The organism is Sphingomonas sp. BRN-1R (assembly GCF_057748035.1).
In genome coordinates this window covers 4,259,877-4,275,260 of the sequence record NZ_CM173236.1, presented here as the reverse complement: position 1 = coordinate 4,275,260, position 15,384 = coordinate 4,259,877, and the positions used below count along the sequence as shown (strand labels likewise).

Annotated in this window: 14 protein-coding genes; 7 read left to right on the top strand and 7 right to left on the bottom strand. The window is 69.0% G+C overall.

The features are described from left to right. Positions 1-46 precede the first annotated feature (46 nt). Positions 47-2,389, bottom strand: coding sequence for a DNA translocase FtsK (locus tag AC3ANX_RS19985; RefSeq protein ID WP_488334958.1), 2,343 nt, complete (start codon positions 2,387-2,389; stop codon positions 47-49). A 99-nt stretch (positions 2,390-2,488) separates the two neighbouring features. Between AC3ANX_RS19985 and AC3ANX_RS19980 the strand changes: the two genes are divergently transcribed. Next, on the top strand, positions 2,489-3,706 hold the full coding sequence (locus AC3ANX_RS19980) for a UbiH/UbiF/VisC/COQ6 family ubiquinone biosynthesis hydroxylase (RefSeq protein ID WP_488334957.1): 1,218 nt from the start codon (positions 2,489-2,491) through the stop codon (positions 3,704-3,706). A gap of 104 nt (positions 3,707-3,810) precedes the next feature. Here AC3ANX_RS19980 and AC3ANX_RS19975 read toward each other — a convergent pair whose 3' ends face one another. Together AC3ANX_RS19975 and AC3ANX_RS19970 are read right to left on the bottom strand one after the other, a co-directional pair. Continuing rightward, a complete protein-coding gene (locus AC3ANX_RS19975) occupies positions 3,811-5,553 on the bottom strand; it encodes a hypothetical protein (RefSeq protein WP_488334956.1) in 1,743 nt (580 codons plus the stop codon). Continuing rightward, entirely contained in the window at positions 5,550-5,813 is a 264-nt protein-coding gene (locus tag AC3ANX_RS19970; protein ID WP_488334955.1) for a hypothetical protein, read from the bottom strand. The genes AC3ANX_RS19975 and AC3ANX_RS19970 overlap by 4 nt, the downstream gene beginning before the upstream one ends. An 85-nt stretch (positions 5,814-5,898) precedes the next feature. Here AC3ANX_RS19970 and AC3ANX_RS19965 point away from each other — a divergent pair, with 85 nt between their 5' ends. Continuing rightward, the gene (locus AC3ANX_RS19965) at positions 5,899-6,297 is read left to right on the top strand and encodes a hypothetical protein (RefSeq protein WP_488334954.1); all 399 of its coding nucleotides are present in this window, start codon (positions 5,899-5,901) and stop codon (positions 6,295-6,297) included. Between the two features lie 241 nt (positions 6,298-6,538). Here AC3ANX_RS19965 and queG read toward each other — a convergent pair whose 3' ends face one another. Next, positions 6,539-7,675 carry a tRNA epoxyqueuosine(34) reductase QueG gene (gene queG, locus AC3ANX_RS19960; protein ID WP_488334953.1) on the bottom strand — a complete coding sequence of 379 codons (1,137 nt, stop codon included), beginning with the start codon at positions 7,673-7,675 and terminating at the stop codon, positions 6,539-6,541. Positions 7,676-7,735: 60 nt separating this feature from the next. Between queG and AC3ANX_RS19955 the strand changes: the two genes are divergently transcribed. The 3 genes from AC3ANX_RS19955 (at position 7,736) to msrB (ending at position 10,458) form a co-directional block, all read left to right on the top strand. After that, entirely contained in the window at positions 7,736-8,662 is a 927-nt protein-coding gene (locus AC3ANX_RS19955) for an ABC transporter ATP-binding protein (protein ID WP_488334952.1), read from the top strand. After that, positions 8,659-9,900 (top strand): ABC transporter permease, encoded by a 1,242-nt coding sequence (locus AC3ANX_RS19950; RefSeq protein ID WP_488334951.1) that lies wholly within the window; start codon positions 8,659-8,661, stop codon positions 9,898-9,900. Before AC3ANX_RS19955 ends, AC3ANX_RS19950 begins: the two co-directional genes overlap by 4 nt. Before the next feature lie 72 nt (positions 9,901-9,972). After that, positions 9,973-10,458 (top strand): peptide-methionine (R)-S-oxide reductase MsrB, encoded by a 486-nt coding sequence (gene msrB, locus AC3ANX_RS19945; protein WP_488334950.1) that lies wholly within the window; start codon positions 9,973-9,975, stop codon positions 10,456-10,458. 78 nt (positions 10,459-10,536) lie between these two features. Here the strand turns inward: msrB and AC3ANX_RS19940 are convergent, their stop codons facing one another. After that, positions 10,537-11,085, bottom strand: a complete 549-nt coding sequence (locus AC3ANX_RS19940) for a CHAP domain-containing protein (RefSeq protein WP_488334949.1) — start codon at positions 11,083-11,085, stop codon at positions 10,537-10,539. Between the two features lie 202 nt (positions 11,086-11,287). On the opposite strand from AC3ANX_RS19940, the gene AC3ANX_RS19935 reads away from it, so the two are divergent. Beyond that, positions 11,288-11,746, top strand: a complete 459-nt coding sequence (locus AC3ANX_RS19935; protein ID WP_488334948.1) for a hypothetical protein — start codon at positions 11,288-11,290, stop codon at positions 11,744-11,746. Positions 11,747-11,761: 15 nt separating this feature from the next. Here AC3ANX_RS19935 and AC3ANX_RS19930 read toward each other — a convergent pair whose 3' ends face one another. Then, positions 11,762-14,020, bottom strand: a complete 2,259-nt coding sequence (locus AC3ANX_RS19930) for an NADP-dependent malic enzyme (protein ID WP_488334947.1) — start codon at positions 14,018-14,020, stop codon at positions 11,762-11,764. 57 nt (positions 14,021-14,077) lie between these two features. Then, complete coding sequence (locus AC3ANX_RS19925) at positions 14,078-14,461, bottom strand: winged helix-turn-helix transcriptional regulator (RefSeq protein WP_488334946.1); 384 nt, start codon at positions 14,459-14,461, stop codon at positions 14,078-14,080. Between the two features lie 94 nt (positions 14,462-14,555). Here AC3ANX_RS19925 and AC3ANX_RS19920 point away from each other — a divergent pair, with 94 nt between their 5' ends. Beyond that, entirely contained in the window at positions 14,556-15,308 is a 753-nt protein-coding gene (locus tag AC3ANX_RS19920; RefSeq protein ID WP_488334945.1) for an SDR family oxidoreductase, read from the top strand. Positions 15,309-15,384: the final 76 nt, after the last annotated feature.

Here is a 15,384-nt window from a genome sequence, read left to right as displayed (position 1 = left end):
GTGGCGCGGTTTGAACCCGCACTGAACGCGGCCGCTCCGGATGTGTTCAGACCGGATGGCCCTCGCGGTCGCGCAGCACCTCGCGGCGGCCGACATGATCGGGGCGGCCGACGATGCCGTCCTTCTCCATCCGCTCGATCAGCCGCGCGGCCGAATTGTAGCCGATGCGCAACTGGCGCTGAAGCCACGAGGTCGACGCCTTCTGGCTTTCGCACACGAGCTGGATCGCGCTGCGATACTGCTGGTCCTCGGCCGAGTCTTCGCCGGCCGGCGCGCCGTCCATCGCGAAGCTCTCCTCGGGCTCCTCGGTGACGGAGGAGATGTAGTCGGGCCGACCCTGCGAGCGCCAGTGATCGGCGACCGCATGCACCTCGTCGTCCGACACGAACGGGCCGTGGACGCGCACGATGCCCTTGCCGCCGGGCATGTAGAGCATGTCGCCCTTGCCGAGCAGTTGCTCCGCGCCCTGTTCGCCGAGGATGGTGCGCGAATCGATCTTGGATGTGACGTGGAAGCTGATGCGGGTAGGCAAGTTCGCCTTGATGACGCCGGTGATGACGTCGACCGAGGGGCGCTGCGTCGCCATGATGAGGTGGATGCCCGCCGCGCGCGCCTTCTGCGCGAGCCGCTGGATGAGGAATTCGACCTCCTTGCCAGCGGTCATCATCAGATCGGCCAACTCGTCGACGATCACGACGATCTGCGGCAGGATCTGATAGTCGAGCGTCTCCTCCTCATAGGTCGGCGCGCCGGTGTCGGGATCGTAGCCGGTCTGCACCTTGCGCCCGAGCGGCTGGCCCTTGGCCTTGGCGGCACGCACCTTGTCGTTGAAGCTGGCGAGGGAGCGGACGCCGACCGACGACATCTGCCGGTAGCGATCCTCCATCTGCTCGACCGCCCATTTCAGCGCGCGCACCGCCTTGGCGGGATCGGTCACGACAGGGGAGAGCAGGTGGGGGATATCGTCGTACATGCTCAGTTCGAGCATCTTCGGATCGATCATGATCATGCGGCACTGGTCCGGCCGCAACCGGTACAGCAGCGACAGGATCATGCTGTTCAAGCCCACCGACTTGCCCGAGCCGGTCGTACCCGCGACGAGCAGATGCGGCATCGGTGCCAGATTGGCGATCACCGCATCGCCGGCGATGTTTTTGCCGAGCACAAGCGGCAGCCCGCCCGGCTCATCCTCGATCGCGTCGATCAGTTCGCGCAAGCCCACCATCTCGCGGCGCGCATTGGGCAGCTCGATACCGATCACGGTGCGCCCCGGGATGGTCGCGACGCGCGCGGAAATCGCCGACATGTTGCGCGCGATATCGTCGGCAAGCTGGATGACGCGGTTAGCCTTGATGCCGGGCGCGGGCTCCAGCTCGTACATCGTCACGACCGGGCCGGGCCGCACGTTGACGATCGATCCCTTCACATGGAAGTCGTCGAGCACCGATTCGAGCAGCCGGGCATTGCGCTCGAGCGCCGCCTTGTCGATCGGCCCCCCGACGGAAGCGGGCGCAGGCTTGAGCAGCTCGATCGAGGGAAGCTGCGAGCTGTCGCCGAGGTCGAACGAGGTCTGCTGCGCCTTGGGGCGGGGTGCCGCCACCGCCGCCATCGTCCGGTCGCTGATGACCGGCGCGGGCCGCTCGTCGGGCGTGGCGAGCGCGCGCGGCACGGTGATGCGCGGTGCGTCGGACTTGCGGCGCACGTCCTCGACTAGTTCTACGTCATCATCCTCGTCGTCGCGCGCACGCTCGCGTTCGAGCGCGGAGCGTTCGCGTAAATCGGCGAGCGCCTTCAAGGGCCGCTTGATCGTCGCGCCGTCCAGCCCGACGACGAAGCTCGATGCCCAGCAGGCGAGGCCGGCCAGCCCGATCACCGCGCCGAGCCCGCGCGCGGTCCACAGCATCGCCTGCTGATCGGGGATGAAGCCCAACGCGAAGCGGATCAGATCGGCGAGCGTAAGCCCGGCGAGCCCGCCCCAGCCGGCGGGCAGCCACAGCACCGCCGTCGCCGAGATCAGCGCCAGCGTCGTGGCCATCAGGATCACGCCGCCGGTGGCGAGCAGCAGCATCAGCCGCCAGCGCCCGACCGGCACATCGCGCCATAGCCTGAGCGCGATCAGCACCATCACCGGCATCATCAGCACGACGATCGGCCCGAACAGGAACAGCGTGATGTCGGCAGCCCATGCGCCCGCCGGCCCGAGCCAGTTGCGCGCCGGCCCGGCCGAGGCGGTGTTGAACGACGGATCGCCCGAATGGTAGCTCGCCAGCGCCACGACGAAAGCGATCAGCCCGAGCACGATCGCCATCGCAGCCATCACGCGGCTGCTGCGCATCGCACCGGCCTTCACCGTTTCACGCCATAGCGGCGGCTGCACGCGGCTCGCCATGATAAGTTCCCTGAATGTGCGCTGTTGGTTCCATCATCGCGCTTGGGGGGCCTGGCGTCAAGATTGGCACACTCCGCCATAGTCGCTACATGCAGCGCCATGAACCAAGCAGACGTCATCATCCTGGGCGGCGGCCTGGTCGGCAGCGCGCTGGCCGTCGCGCTGTCGGCGCATGGTCTCGGCGCGATCGTGATCGATATCGCCGACCCGGAGGTGATCCTCGCCGCCGGCTTCGACGGTCGCGCATCGGCGATTGCGAGCGCGCCGTACCGGATGCTCGGCGCGATCGGCGTGGTCGATCGGCTGGCGGGGGTGGGCTGCCCGATCGAGGGCATCCGCGTCAGCGACGGGCTCGATCCCGGCAAGCTCGACTTCGCACCCGAGGCGGGTGAGGGCGCGCTCGGCACGATGTTCGAGAACCGGCTGCTGCGCCGTGCCTTGTTCGAGGCGGCGCAGGCCGCGCCCGGCGTCGAGGTGCGGATGAAGACGCGCGCGGTCGCGATCGATCGGGGTGCGCACGGCGTTACCGTCACGCTCGATTCGGGCGACGTGATTCGCGGCGAGCTGCTGATCGCCGCCGAGGGTCGCAACTCGCCGACGCGCGAGGCGGCGGGGCTCAAGGTCGCGCGCTGGCAGTACGACCACAGCGCGATCGTCACCTCGCTGCACCACGAACATCCCCACGAAAACATCGCGTTCGAGATCTTCTACCCGCAGGGGCCGTTCGCGATCCTGCCGCTCAACGACGATACCGAGGGCCACCGCTCGGCGATCGTCTGGTCGGTCAAGCGGCACGAGGCGCCGGGCATGGTCAAGCTGTCCGAACGCGGCTTCCTCGCCGAATGCGAGAAGAAAATGGGCGGCTTCCTTGGGCGCTTGGGTCCGCTCGGCGGGCGGTGGAGCTATCCGCTCGGCTTCCACCATGCCGCGACGATCACCTCGAAACGGCTCGCGCTGGTGGGGGATGCGGCGCATGGCATCCATCCGATCGCGGGGCAGGGCGTCAACGTCGGCTTCCGCGACGTGGCGACTTTGGTCGAGGTGCTGGTCGAGGGCAAGCGCACCGGGCTTGACCTCGGCGATCCGCAACTGCTCGCGCGCTACGAGCGGTGGCGCAGCCTCGACACGTTCATGGTCGCCGCCGCCACCGATGGGCTGACCCGGCTGTTCGGCATTCCGGGCCGGACCGCCAATGCGGCGCGCCGCTTCGGCCTGTCGGCGGTCGACCGGCTGCCCCCGCTCAAGAACCGCTTCATGGCCGAAGCGCGCGGCGAGAGCGGCGATGTGCCCAAGCTGTTGCAGGGCCTGACGGTTTAGCCAACCTTCCGTTCGTGCTGAGCCAAGTCGAAGCACGTGCGCAGAGGGCAGACGCCGCCGTTTCGGGCACGTCCTTCGACTTCGCTCAGGACGAACGGAGCGTTCTAACTCGACAGCGCCCCCTTCGCCGCGAACAGATCGGCGAGGTCGCCCGCGGGACTTGCGGTCGGGATCGCCGCCATCGCTTTGGCAATCGCGTCGGGCGTCAGCTTGCCGACCGGCTGAGTCAGCAGGTCGAACGCCGCCTGCGCGGGCGTGCCCCGGAAGCCGGCCGCATAGCCCGCACGCAGCTTGGCCAGCTCCGGCTCGCGCCCGAGCATCCCCAGCGCGACCGCGCGGCGCAGCACCAGCGCCTGATCGACCGGCGCGAGCGTACCGTGCGGCGTGCGCGACGGTGCGGCGGCGAGCGTCGTCCAGTCGCGGCTCTGCCACGCCACTTCGGACTTGATCCCATCTGACCCCGGCACGGTTTCGAGCACCGCCAGCGCCTGATCGGCATGCCCGAGCTGGAACAGCGCCACCGCCTCGACCCGCTGGCGGGCATGCAGCATGTCATCAGGATAGGGCGGGGCGGCGGTGTCGCGCAGCGCCTTCAGCGCGCGATCGGGCTTGCCGGCGAGGATGTAGAGGCTGGCGACGCGTACCGAGAGCGGACCCTTTTCAATGTCCTGCGCGCGCGCGGTCATCTGATAGGCGAGCAGATCGCCCGCCCGTTCGAACAGCCCTGCCGCCTGCAAGCGCCCGGCAAGCTGGTTGAGCATGGCATCGCCCGCAGCGCCGCCGGGGGCGAGATCGCGGTAATCCCAGAACAGCCCGGCGGCATCGCCGGTCGACAGCTTGCTCTCCGGCGCGATCGCCGCGCCGAGCGCCGCCTGCAACTGCGTCAGCATCGGCCCGGCATCCTTGCCGATCGCGAAATAGCGGATCAGCGGCGCGCCGCTCGACAATTGTCCGCGCAGATCGTTCGACGCGCCCGCCAGTTTGTAGCCGACGCGCAAAGCCCGCTCCTCGATATCGCCGCCGCGCCATTCGAAGCGGATTTGATCGACCTGCTTGGCCATCGCGGGCGAGGTCTGGCGGTGGGCGACCGCAGCCTCGATCCCGCTCAGCTTCGCGTCGATGCGCTGTTCGAACGTGCCGGCCGCCTGCACGCGGTCGAGCCGCAGCCGCCCGGCCTGCGCATCGCCGTTTGCATACAGCGCCTTGCCGCGCAGCAGGTTGGCGGCGACGTCGCCATCGCCGAGCATGCCGAGCCAGTGCAGCGCGCGCTGCGGCTGGTTCTGGTCGACCGCTGCGGACGCGACCGCGAGCACGAACGGCCGCCGCGCGCCGCCCTGGCGTGCCTGCATCGCCGGCAGCGCACAGCCGACTTGGGCGAGCGCGCCGTCGCCCATGCCGCTCTGCGCGCTCAGCAGTCGCAGCCGCCACGCGCACGCTTCCGGATTGTCGGCGAGCATCGGCGCGTTGAGCGCGGCGAGCCCCTCGACCGGGCGGTCGAGCAGGGTCAGCGCCGCGCCGCGCGCGAGCAGGAAGGCGGGCACCAGCGCGAGATCGGGATCGTCCTGCTGCATCAGGTCGAGCACGCCCATCGCCTCGGCGCCGTGCGCGCGGCCGAGGAAGCTGCGCGCCATGTCCCAGCGCGCCGCCTGCCGCCCGGCGCGGCCGCCGCGCACAAGTTCGCTGCGCAGCTTGCCGCCGTCGATCACTTGCCAGCCACCCGGCCCGCTCGGCACGGCCATATTGGCGAGCGTCGCGGCGAAGCCGGGCAGCCGCCCGACCGGCACCGTCGCCGCAAGCGCGCTCGCGCTGCCGAGCAGCAGCATGGCGATCGGCCAGACGCGCCTCATGGCAACAACCCCAGCGAGGGCGCGAGGAAAACGATGCCGCCGCCGCCCACGCCTGCGAAGACGAGGAACATCAGCAGCGCGATCAGGCCGATGCCGGCTTTCTTCGCAGGCGCTGGCGCATCGCCCGCCGCGGCGGGGCTTGGCGCGGTGGCGCTCGCCTCGTCGGCGGTCGCGCCGGGCACGCTCGCTGGATCGGCGCCGCGGCGCTCCTGCACCGCGCCGACATGGCGTACCTTGCCCGGTTTCTGGTCACGGCTCATCGAACGACATCCTGTATTTCTTGCTATTATAGGAGGGTGACGGCGCGGGCGGTGGTCCGCGATGCGCCGAATGGAGTGTCCACCTTTGCGTATCCTGCCCGTTGCCCTTGCCGCCGCCGTGGCGCTGCTGCCGCAAGGCGTCGCTGCGTCAGGCGGAGAGAAGGCGGGCGCGAACACGCAGAACCTGGTGCCGATGGAGAGCATCACCGTGCCGATCGTCGATGCCGATCGCATTTCGGGCAAGCTGCGCTTCAAGCTGGTGTTGCAGGCGAAGGATGCGGCAGGCGCGGCGCGGCTCACCGAGCAGGCGCCGCAACTTCGCGCAGTGGCGACGAGTGCCGGCAACGAGTTTTCCCGCCTCTACGCCTCACCGGCGGAGGCGGTCGACGCGCGCCAGCTTGCGCATGATCTCACCGTCGCGCTCCATGGTGCCGAGCCGGCGGTCGCGCGCGCGCTGGTGGTGGAGATCTACGCGGGGAGTTGAAGATTCCCGGCACTCGCCAGCAAAACCCTTCGTGCCAAGTAGCGATCGAGTAGGGCCGCAGGTCCGTATCGAGGGCATATCGAGGTACTGGGTGCGCGGGCCTGTGCTCTGATATGGCCCACGGGCCACCCGGCAGCTACGCAGCACACAGGGATATAAACCGTTCGTCCCGAGCGAAGTCGAGGGACAAGCCCGGTGCGCAGGTGCCTCGACTTCGCTCGGCACGAACGGAAAGGGGTGTTTAGAGGGTCGCCCACTCCGCGACGACGTCGGCATCTGTCTCACCTGCCGCCCGCACCTTCTCCACCGCCGCGCGCGCCGGGTCGAGTCGCGCCAGCGCCCACACCGCCGCACCCCGCACCACCGGCGACGCATCGGCGAGCCGTCGTGCGACCGGCTCGACCAGAGCCGCCGCGCCGCTGTTGCCTGCCGCGATCAGGCAGTTGCGCATCATCCGGTCGCGCCCGATCCGCTTGATCGGCGAGCCCGCGAACACCGTGCGGAAATCCGCATCCTCCAGCGCGAGCAGATCGGCGAGCGCGGGCGCGACCATCTCCGCGCGCGGCAGGAAGGCGCGGTTTGCCGCCGCGCTTGCCGCGAATTTGTTCCACGGGCACACCGCCAGACAATCGTCGCAGCCATAGATGCGGTTGCCGATGCCGGCGCGGAACTCCACCGGGATCGGCCCGGCATGTTCGATCGTCAGATATGAGATGCAGCGCCGCGCATCGAGCCGGTAGGGTGTGGGAAAGGCATCGGTCGGGCAGGCGCGCTGGCAGGCGTCGCACGACCCGCAGCGATCCCCGCCGGGCGCATCGGGCACGAGATCGAGCGTGGTGTAGATCGCGCCGAGGAACAGCCAGCTCCCGCCGTCGCGGCTAACGATGTTGGTGTGCTTGCCCTGCCAGCCGATCCCGGCGGCCTCGGCGAGCGGCTTCTCCATCACCGGCGCGGTATCGACGAACACCTTGACGTCCGCGCCCGGCGCCTCCGCCACCAGCCAGCGCGCCAGTGCCTTGAGCGCGCGCTTGACGACATCGTGATAATCGCCGCCCTGCGCATAGACCGAGATGCGCCCGATCTCGCCTTCGTCCGCCAGCGCGAGCGGATCGGCGGCGGGAGCGTAGCTCATGCCGAGCGCGATCACGCTGCGCACCGCCGGCCACAGTGCGGCGGGGCTTTCGCGCTGCCCGGCACGCTCTGCCATCCACAGCATGTCGCCGTGCATCCCCTCCGCCAGCCACTGGTGCAGCCGCGCGCCCGCCTGCGGCGTCGCATCGGCGCTGGCCACCCCGCAGGCCGCGAAGCCAAGCGCCGTCGCCTGCGCTTTCAGCCGGGCCACCAGCGGCTGGACCTCTAGCGGGTTGTGTTCGTTCATGCTTGCCCGCTACCACGGCGCGGCCGCCTCCTGAAAGCGGGCACCAACGGAAGGGTTCGAGTGGCAGGCGATCTGGCGATCAGCGCGAGTGGGCTGGTGAAGACGTTCGGCGGCAAGCGCGTGGTCGACGGCGTCGATGTGGCGGTGCCGCGCGGCGCAATCTATGGCGTGCTTGGTCCCAACGGCGCGGGCAAGACCACCACCTTGCGTATGCTGCTCGGCATCATCGAGCCCGATGGCGGCCACCGCACCCTGCTCGGCGAGAGCCACCCGCGCGACGCGAGTGACCGCGTCGGCTATCTGCCCGAGGAGCGCGGCCTGTATCCGGCGATGCGCGCCAAGGATGCGATCGCCTTCATGGGGGCTTTGCGTGGGCTCGACCTCAGGACCGGGCGCAAACGCGCGGTCGGCTTGCTCGAGACCGCCGGGCTCGGCCATGCCGCCGATACCAAGATCCGCAAGCTTTCGAAGGGCATGGCGCAGCTCGTCCAGTTGCTCGGCTCGGTGGTGCACCAGCCCGAACTGCTGGTGCTCGACGAGCCGTTCTCGGGGCTCGACCCGGTCAATCAGGAGCGGCTCGAGGCGCTGATCCTCGCCGAGCGTGACCGGGGCGCGACGATCGTCATGTCCACCCACGTCATGGCGCATGCCGAGCGGCTGTGCGACCGGCTGACCATCATCGCCGGCGGCAGGCATCGGTTCGAGGGCACCGTTGCGGAGGCGCGCGGGCTGCTGCCGATGCGCGCGCACTACGTGCCCGACCGCGACGACGCCGGCGTCGCCGCCTTCCTCCCCGACGGCGCGGAGCATCGCCCCGACGGCTGGCGTTTCCCCGTGCCCGACGGCGGGGTCGAGGCGGCGCTGAGGCGGCTGATCGACGGCGGCTACGGCATCGCCGGGCTTTCGATCGAGCGGCCGGGCCTGCATGACGCGTTCGTGCGGATCGTTGGCGCGGCGGCGGCCGAAGGCAAGGAGATCACGGCATGAGCAACACCCGCCGCATCCTGCGCCAGACGCTGACGATCGCGCGGCGCGATTTCGTCGCGACCGTGTTCACGCCGACCTTCCTGATGTTTCTGCTCTCGCCGGTCATCATGCTGTCGTTCGGGCTGATCGGTGGGCTCGGCGCATCGTCCATGGCGACCAATGCGGTCGAAAAGGCGCAGATCGTCGCGATCGTCGCGCCGGCCGAGCGCCCGGCGATGCGCGCCACCGATGCGCGCTTGCGGAAACTGTTCGGCCGATCCGACCAGCCGCCGGTGCTGACCTTCGAGACGCCCAGCGCCGACCCGCATGCGCAGGCGCGCGCCGCCTTCTCGGGCGACGGGCCCGATACGACCGCGGCGCTGTACGGCGATCTCGCCGCGCCCAAGGTTCTCTACGGCGCGCAGGGGCGCGGCGATTCGCGCTACCTCGCCGAACTCGCCGAGGGGACGTTGCGCGCGCGGACGAGCGGCACGGGGCCGGTCAGCACCGCCAGCTTTACCGCCATCGCGCGCGCGCGCGCCTCCTCGGGCGGGCATGCCCAGGCGGCGTTCTTCAGCGTGTTCGGCATCTTCTTCCTGTCGCTGCTGCTGTCGGGTCAGGCGGTCGGCACGATGGCGGAGGAGCGCAACAACAAGGTGGTCGAGATCCTCGCCGCCGCCGTGCCGCTGGAGGCGGTGTTCTTCGGCAAATTGCTCGGCATGTTCGGCTCGGCGGTGCTGTTCGTCGGCTTCTGGGGCACGCTCGCCAGCCAGGTGACGTCCATCTTGCCCGCCGGGATGGCGGGCGGGCTCGGCGAGATCGGTCCGGCGATCGGGCTGCCGCTGTTCGTGCCGCTGTTTTTCGCCTATTTTGCGATGGCCTACATGTTGCTCGGCGCGGTGTTCCTCGGCGTCGGCGCGCAGGCGACCACCCCGCGCGAACTCCAGATGCTGTCGCTGCCGATCACCATCGTGCAGGTGCTGATGTTCAGCCTCGCGCTGCGTGCGGCGGGCGGCGCGGATAACTGGGTGACGCGCTTTGCCGAGATCTTCCCGTTCAGCTCGCCGTTCGCGATGGCGGCGCACGCGGCGAACTTCCCCGAGGTGTGGCCGCACCTGCTCGCGCTGGCGTGGCAGGCTTTGTGGGTAGGCATCGCGATCACGCTTGGCGCGCGCGCGTTCCGGCGCGGCGTGCTGCAATCGGGCGGGGGCACGTGGTTCAAGCGCGCGGCGCGTCCGGCCGAGCCGGTGGCGGAGTAGCGGCACGCATCCGTGTATTCGATCGCCGCGTACCTATATGTCTGACATCGTTCGCAAAGAGGATGTGCGACAATGCACGACCGCAGACATTTCCTGACGCTCACCGCTTCGGGCGCGGCGGCGTTCGCGCTGTTCGGCTGCCGGGGGGCGTCCGCCGCGCCGCCCGAGCATTTCGAGGTGCGGTTCTCCGACGCGCAGTGGAAAGCGAAGCTCTCGCCCGCCGCCTATGACGTGCTCCGCCACGAGGGCACCGAGCGGCCGTTCACCAGCCCGCTCAACAACGAGCATCGTGCCGGCATCTTCTCCTGCGCGGGCTGCGCGCTGCCGGCCTTCTCCTCCAAGACCAAGTTCGACAGCGGCACCGGCTGGCCGAGCTTCTGGGCGCCGCTCGCCAATGCGGTGCGGACGCGGAACGACGGCTCGCTCGGCATGTCGCGCACCGAAGTGCATTGCCGGCGCTGCGGTGGGCACCTCGGCCACGTCTTCGACGACGGCCCGCCGCCGACCGGCAAGCGTTATTGCATGAACGGCGTGGCGATGACCTTCAAACCGGCCTGACCGCCGCGCATCGCCCAAAAGCAAAACGCCCTCCCGTCTCGCGACGGGAGGGCGTTTTGCTGTCGAACCGGCGACGTCTCAGAAGTCGGCAGTGTCGCCCGCACCCGTGTCGGCGCTCGCCAGCGTCATCTTGGGCGTGTCGGTGTCGGGCTGCGCATTCTCGATGCGGCCGGCGTGATCCGAATAGATGAAGCCTTTGGTCGGATAGGCGGTGGTGCCGAGATCGTGCTGCGGGCCGTACCACACCTTGACCATGCTCCAGTCGCCGTTCGCCGACACGTCGACCGCGCGGACGTTGGTCTCGATACCGCCGCGGCGCGACCAATTGGCGTGGGTGAGCAGCACCTCGCGATCGTTCACCACCTGGCTGACCATCGCGACATGGCCCATGCGCATGTGGCTGGTCGCGGAGAAGGCGAGCACCGCGCCGACCTTGGGAGCGCGGCCACGCTCGTAGCGGCCGGCTGCCTGCGACCACCAGGTGTTCGCATTGCCGCGGATCTCGATGCCCGAGATCGTGCGGGCATAGGGCGCGCACTGCCAGAACTGCGCCGCCGCAGGGGCCGCCATCGTCAGGGCGCAGGACAACACCAGCGCGAATCGCGCTGCAAGAACGTGGAATTTCATGCGACCCCCCAAAGGTCTCAGGCTGTGTTGAAGTCTCTTGAGCAGGTCATAGGAGGGAAGGAAAGGCCGCGTGCCGACGAATGGAACCTTTTCCGACGAAGCGTGTTTGACCGGCGATGACTGCCCTGAGGTCCCGCGCTCCGGCGCGAACGGGTGGCGTCCGCGCTCGCCAGATCGCCGCTAACCCTGTAGAATCACGGATATGAGATCGATCGTTCCGGCCCTGTGCCTGCTTCTGCTCGCCTGCTCCTCACGCGGCACGTCGGGCGATGCCGATGCGATCTACAACGCTGGCGAGCAGGAGGCGCAGCTGTCGCCCGGCGTCCAGCCGGTGCGGATCGGCGAGGGCGGCGCCGGTTTCGCCGCCTGCGCGGGCAACGGCACTGTCGTCAACCTGTCGCCATCGGGTGAGGCCTATCTGCCGCTGCGCGCCGCTCCGTTCGCCGAGGCGAGCGAGGTGGCGCGGCTCGCCAACGGCACCGCGCTGCTGTTGTGCTCGCACTCGCTTGATCAGCGCTGGCAGGGCGTGGTGGTGCCGCCCGCCGGTGGCAGCGCGGCCGATTGCGGTGTCGACGCGCCGGTCGCTTCCCCGCGCGGCTATGCGGGGACATGTCGGTCGGGCTGGGTGGCGAGCGCGTTCGTGCAGGCGCGGGCGCGCTAACGCGGCCTCACCGCGTCAGCGCGCGATGCCGCCTGCCGCCAGCACGGCGAGCGTCACCAGCTCGCTCGCGGTCGAGGTCATCGGCGCGATCTGCACGCTCTTCTCCATACCGACCAGCATCGGCCCGATCACCGCGTCGCCGCCCAACTCGCGCAGCAGCTTGGCGGAGATGTTGGCGGATTGCAGCCCCGGCATCACCAGCACGTTGGCTGGCCCCGACAGCCGCGCGAACGGGAAATTGGCGAGCTGCTTGGGGTTGAGCGCGACGTCCGCCGACATTTCGCCTTCATATTCGAAGCTGACCTGTCGTCCATCGAGCACCTTCACCGCATCGCGGATGTTGTCGAGGAACACGCCACCCGGGTTGCCGAAGGTCGAATAGCTGAGGAAGGCGACGCGCGGCTCATGCCCCATCCGCCGCGCGACCAGGGCGGTCTGCTCGGCGATGTCGGCGAGCTGTTCGGCGGTCGGGCGTTCGTTGACGGTGGTGTCGGCAAGGAACACGGTGTGCGTCTGGCCGACCATCAGGTGGATGCCGAACGGGGTGCGGCCGCCCTCGCAGTCGATGACGCGGCGGATCTCGCGCATCGTCTGCGCGTAAGTGCGCGTCGTGCCGGTGATCATCGCATCGGCCTCGCCGAGCTGGAGCAGCACCGCGCCGAAGATGTTGCGGTCCTGGTTGATCATCCGCTCGCAATCGCGGCGCAGGAAGCCGCGCCGCTGGAGGCGGGCGTAGAGGAAATCGACCATGCGCGGCACCAGCGGCGAGTTGCGGCTGTTGTGCAGTTCGTACGCGTCGGGGTCTGTCACCCCCAGCGCGCGCAGCCGGTCGGGCACGTCGTCGCGGCCGACCAGCACCGGCACGCCGTAGCCGCCGTCCTTGAACGCGATCGCGGCGCGCAGCACCGTCTCCTCCTCGCCTTCCGCGAACAGCACGCGCTTGGGATGCGCGCGCGCACCTTCATAGGCGAGCGTCAGGACCGAGGTGGTCGGGTTGAGCCGCGCGCGCAGGCTCTGGCGATAGGCTTCGAGGTCGAGGATCGGCTTGGTCGCGACGCCCGAGTCCATCGCCGCCTTGGCGACGGCGACTGGCACGATCTCCATCAGGCGCGGATCGAACGGGGCGGGGATGATGTAATCGGGGCCGAAGCGGTGCTGCACGCCGTAGGCTTGCGCGACTTCCTCCGCGACCTGCTGGCGCGCGAGGGCGGCGAGCGCCTGTGCTGCGGCGACCTTCATCTCGTCGTTGATCGTCGTCGCGCGCACGTCCAGCGCGCCGCGGAAGATGAACGGGAAGCCGAGCACGTTGTTGACCTGGTTCGGATAGTCCGACCGGCCGGTGGCGATGATGACGTCCGGCCGCGCGCGCTTGGCGTCGGGCGGAGTGATCTCGGGATCGGGATTGGCCATCGCAAAGATGATCGGCTTGGGCGCCATCTTCATCAGATATTCTGCGGGCAGCGCGCCGGCGGCCGACAAGCCGAGGAACACGTCCGCCCCGTCGAGCGCGTCTTCCAGCGTACGCCGTTCGGTGAGCGCGGCGTGCGCCGACTGCCACTGGTTCACGTTCTCGCGACCCTGATAGATCACGCCGGAGCGGTCGCACATCAGCAGATTATTGCTCGGCAGACCCATCGCCTTGATGAGCGCGGCGCAGGCGATGGCGGCGGCACCGGCACCGTTGACGACGACCTGGGTGGTCTTGATGTCCCGGCCGGTAAGGAACAGCGCGTTGATGAGCCCGGCGGCAGCGATGATCGCGGTGCCGTGCTGATCGTCGTGGAACACCGGAATGTTCATCCGCTCGCGCAGCGTCTGCTCGATCACGAAACATTCGGGCGCCTTGATATCCTCAAGGTTGATGCCACCGAAGCTCGGCTCCATCAGCTCGACCGCGTCGATGAAGCGGTCGACGTCCTCGGTTTTCAGCTCGAGATCGATCGAATCGACATCGGCGAAGCGTTTGAACAGCACCGCCTTGCCCTCCATCACCGGCTTGGAGGCGAGCGCGCCGAGATTGCCCAGCCCCAAGATCGCGGTGCCGTTCGAGATCACCGCGACGAGATTGCCCTTGGCGGTATAATCATAAGCGGTCGCCGGATCGGCCGCGATCGCCAGCACCGGCACCGCCACGCCCGGCGAATAGGCGAGCGCGAGGTCGCGCTGCGTCGCCATCGGCTTGGAGGCGATGATCTCGATCTTGCCCGGCCGTCCCTCGGAATGGAACAGCAGCGCTTCACGTTCGGAAAACTGGACGTTGGATTCGTTCGACATGGTGGGCTTCTCCGGATCGCCCCGCCTTAATGTCACTCTTTGGGAAAGGGAACGCTGCTATCCCATTTTGCGCGTGTCAAAATCTTGCCGCGCACGATCGATGCGGTCGATATTCGCCTCCGCCCATGTCCACACGCCGCAAAACGCCTCGCTGAGGCTGAAGCCGAGGTCGGTCAGCCGGTACTCGACATGCGGCGGGATGACCGGGTGGACGGTGCGGATCACCAGCCCGTCGCGCTCCATCGCGCGCAAGGTCTGGGTGAGCATCTTCTGGCTGATCCCGGCGACCTCGCGCGAGAGTTCGGTGAAGCGCAGCACCGGATGTTCGGTCAGCGCCTCGAGCACGATCATCGTCCATTTGTCGGCCACGCGCCCGATCACCTCGGTGACGAGCGCTTCGACACGCGGATCGAGCGGCGGATAGGAGGGGCGGGGCTCCACGGTTTCCTTTCGGTACGTACCGCACTTTGCGGTGCTTACTTTCGGAAGGTACGCGATCGACTACATGGCGTCCACCACCCACGGGAGACGCATCATGAACATCACCGGCAACACCATCCTCATCACCGGCGGCGGCTCGGGCATCGGCCACGCGCTGGCCATCGCCCTGCACGAACGCGGCAACCATGTGATCGTCGCCGGACGACGGCTCGACGCGCTCGAAGCGCTCGCCACCGAAGTGCCGGGCATCGCGGTCGCGCAACTCGACGTCGCCGACCCAGCGGCGATCGCGCCGTTCGCGCAAACGATCACCGCCGCGCACCCCGCGCTCAACGTCGTCATCCACAATGCCGGCATCATGCAGGCTGAGGATCTGCTCGCCGACGGCTTCGCGCTCGACACCGCCGAGGCGACAATCGCGACGAACCTGCTCGGCCCGATCCGGCTGACGGCGGCGCTGCTGCCGCATTTGCGCGCGCAGCCCAAGGCGTCGATCCTGACGGTTTCGTCGGGGCTTGCCTTTGTGCCGCTCGTCGCGACGCCGACCTATTCGGCGACCAAGGCGGCGATCCATAGCTGGAGCCAGAGCCTGCGCGCGCAACTCAGCGCCACCGGCATCGACGTGATCGAGATCGCTCCGCCCGCGGTCGCGACCGACCTGATGCCGGGCCACGCGGAGAACCCCAATTCGATGCCGCTCGACGAATATATCGCCGAGACGGTCGCGCTGCTGGAGGCGAACCCGAACGGGCCGGAGAACACGGTCCAGCGCGTCGCCTTCCTGCGCAACGCCGAGCGCGAGGGGCGCTACGACCAGGCGTTCGCGGCGGTGAACGGGCAGCACTGAGCGGCGGCCGCCGATCCCCGGCGAGGGCCGGGGATCGGCGTTTCACGACGGGCGTTCCGTTTCGCCCGCGAAGACG

Coding starts and splice junctions, on each gene's coding strand:
- AC3ANX_RS19975 (WP_488334956.1), bottom strand. CDS start 5,553: ATGAGGCGCGTCTGGCCGATCGCCATGCTGCTGCTCGGCAGCGCGAGC.
- AC3ANX_RS19920 (WP_488334945.1), top strand. CDS start 14,556: ATGAACATCACCGGCAACACCATCCTCATCACCGGCGGCGGCTCGGGC.
- queG (WP_488334953.1), bottom strand. CDS start 7,675: ATGAACGAACACAACCCGCTAGAGGTCCAGCCGCTGGTGGCCCGGCTG.
- AC3ANX_RS19970 (WP_488334955.1), bottom strand. CDS start 5,813: ATGAGCCGTGACCAGAAACCGGGCAAGGTACGCCATGTCGGCGCGGTG.
- AC3ANX_RS19930 (WP_488334947.1), bottom strand. CDS start 14,020: ATGTCGAACGAATCCAACGTCCAGTTTTCCGAACGTGAAGCGCTGCTG.
- AC3ANX_RS19980 (WP_488334957.1), top strand. CDS start 2,489: ATGAACCAAGCAGACGTCATCATCCTGGGCGGCGGCCTGGTCGGCAGC.
- AC3ANX_RS19940 (WP_488334949.1), bottom strand. CDS start 11,085: ATGAAATTCCACGTTCTTGCAGCGCGATTCGCGCTGGTGTTGTCCTGC.
- msrB (WP_488334950.1), top strand. CDS start 9,973: ATGCACGACCGCAGACATTTCCTGACGCTCACCGCTTCGGGCGCGGCG.
- AC3ANX_RS19950 (WP_488334951.1), top strand. CDS start 8,659: ATGAGCAACACCCGCCGCATCCTGCGCCAGACGCTGACGATCGCGCGG.
- AC3ANX_RS19935 (WP_488334948.1), top strand. CDS start 11,288: ATGAGATCGATCGTTCCGGCCCTGTGCCTGCTTCTGCTCGCCTGCTCC.
- AC3ANX_RS19985 (WP_488334958.1), bottom strand. CDS start 2,389: ATGGCGAGCCGCGTGCAGCCGCCGCTATGGCGTGAAACGGTGAAGGCC.